The organism is Pseudomonas sp. MD195_PC81_125, from assembly GCF_014060985.1.
GTDB lineage: Bacteria > Pseudomonadota > Gammaproteobacteria > Pseudomonadales > Pseudomonadaceae > Aquipseudomonas > Aquipseudomonas parakoreensis.
Genome location: NZ_JABULD010000610.1, coordinates 1 through 2,232 on the forward strand (window position 1 = coordinate 1; position 2,232 = coordinate 2,232).

The following is a 2,232-nucleotide window of genomic DNA, read 5'->3' on the forward strand; positions in this document are numbered from 1 at the left end:
CGGTGGAGCAGATGAGCTGAGATTCAATACACCACAATCCTGTGGGAGCTGGCTTGCCAGCGATAGGGGCGTTTCAGTCAGCATCTTTGGTGGCTGACATTCCGCTATCGCTGGCAAGCCAGCTCCCACAGGGTTTGGTGGTGTTCGCAGGATCGTATTACAGCGCCGAAGCGGTCTGCGGCAAACGCGGCTGCTTGTACAGGTCCAGCAGCACCTGATCCAGCACCGACGACGCGCCGAACGGGGCCTTGTCGTTGAGGATCGCCACCACCGCCCAGGTGTTGCCGTTGACGTCGCGGCTGAAGCCGGCGATGGCGCGCACGGTGTTCAGGGTGCCGGTCTTGACGTGGGCTTCGCCACGCATCGCGGTGGTTTTCCAGGCGTTTTGCGCATGGTGCCGTCGGTGCCGGCAATTGGCAGCGAGCTGATGTACTCGGCAGCGTATGGGCTGTGCCAGGCGGCTTGCAGCATGTTGGCCATCTCGCGGGCGCTGACGCGTTCGGCGCGCGACAGCCCGGAGCCGTTTTCCATCACCAGGTGCGGCGCGGTGATGCCTTTCTTCGCCAGCCACTGGCGGACTACGCGTTGTGCGGCTTTGGCGTCGTCACCGTCGGCTTCGTTGCGATACTTCTGACCGAGGCTCAGGAACAGCTGCTGGGCCATGGTGTTGTTACTGTATTTGTTGATGTCGCGGATGATTTCCGCCAGATCCGGCGAGTAGGCGCGGGCCAGCAGCTTGGCGCTGCTCGGGGTCGCGGCGAGGCGATCCTTGCCCTGGATGCTGCCGCCCAGTTCTTTCCAGATCGCGCGCACGGCACCGGCGGTGTAGGTCGCGTGGTCGAGCAGCGACAGATAAGTCTGCGAGCTGCAGCCATCGCCCAACTGGCCGGCGACGGTCACGGTCACGCTGCCATCAGGCTGGGTCACCGGGTTGTAGCGCACGCCACCGGTGCACTGCTTGGAGTTGAGCGCCTTGACCGTGTTTTCGATGCGCACGCTGGCAATCGGCGGTTCCACCGAGATCAACACCCGGCCACCGTCATTGCGCGCGACGAAGCGCAGGGCCTTGAGGTTGACCAGCAGGGAATCCGGTTTGACCAGAAACGGCTTGTTCTCGTCGTTGCCGTCGTCGTTGAATTCCGGCAGTTGCGGCTGGATGAAGAAGCTGCGGTCGAGGATCAGGTCGCCGGTGACCTGGGTCACGCCATTGGCGCGCAGGTCGCGCATCAGCAGCCAGAGTTTCTCCATGTTCAGCTTCGGATCGCCGCCACCCTTGAGGTAGAGGTTGCCGTTGAGGATGCCGCCGCTCAGGTCGCCGTCGGTGTAGAACTCGGTTTTCCACTGATGGTTGGGGCCGAGCATTTCCAGCGAGGCGTAGGTGGTGACCAGTTTCATGGTCGAGGCCGGGTTGACCGAGACATCGGCGTTGTACACGGTCGGATTGCCCGGGCCGTCGAGCGGAATCATCACCAGCGACAGCGCGGTCGGCTGCAGCTTGCTGGCCTTGAGGGCTTTCTCGACGTTGGGGGGTGAGGGGCGGTGTTAATGGTGGCAGCGGCAACCGGCAGGGCCAGGGGCAGAATAAGGCCGGCAAGAAACAGAGGACGCAACGATTTGATCATATGAAATAAAACCCTGCAGAAGAGGGGAAAAATAACGAGGGCATGGATGAAAAAGCCCTCAGTGGTCATGAAAGTGTCGGCATTATGCCCCAAGGTGTAACAGCTTGTGCCTTGCCCGGGGCGGCCATTTCGTTATTTTTTTTACAGGCGGTTGGCCATAGCGCCCAGAGAGTCGGGCAATTGACGGCTTAAACTGGTAAAGTGCCGGCCGTTATTACTTAAGAGGATTGTTCCAATGGCGACTAACCGTTCCCAGCGTCTGCGCAAAAAACTGTGCGTTGATGAATTTCAAGAGCTGGGTTTCGAACTGAACCTGGACTTCAAAGAAGACTTGTCCGAAGAAGCCATTGACGCTTTCCTCGAAGCATTCATCAAAGAAGCCATGGAAGCCAACGGTCTGGGTTATGTTGGCGGCGATGACTTCGGTCTGGTATGCCTGCAGAAGCGTGGCTCGGTCAACGAAGAGCAGCGCGCTGCCGTTGAAGCCTGGCTGAAAAACCGTAGCGAACTGACCGGCATGACCGTCAGCCCGCTGCTGGACGTCTGGTATCCGGAAAAGCCGATCAACGCGGCCAAGTGATACTGAAAAAAACGGCGACCTTCGGGTCGC

General features: G+C 60.1%; 1 protein-coding gene and 1 pseudogene. One reads left to right on the forward strand and one right to left on the reverse strand.

From position 1 onward, the window contains the following. Positions 1 to 157: 157 nt before the first annotated feature. Positions 158 to 1,622, reverse strand: a pseudogene (dacB, locus tag HT737_RS24645) (D-alanyl-D-alanine carboxypeptidase/D-alanyl-D-alanine-endopeptidase). Between the two features lie 235 nt (positions 1,623 to 1,857). On the opposite strand from dacB, the gene HT737_RS24650 reads away from it, so the two are divergent. Then, positions 1,858 to 2,202, forward strand: a complete 345-nt coding sequence (locus tag HT737_RS24650; protein WP_003223308.1) for a YggL family protein — start codon at positions 1,858 to 1,860, stop codon at positions 2,200 to 2,202. Positions 2,203 to 2,232 lie beyond the last annotated feature (30 nt).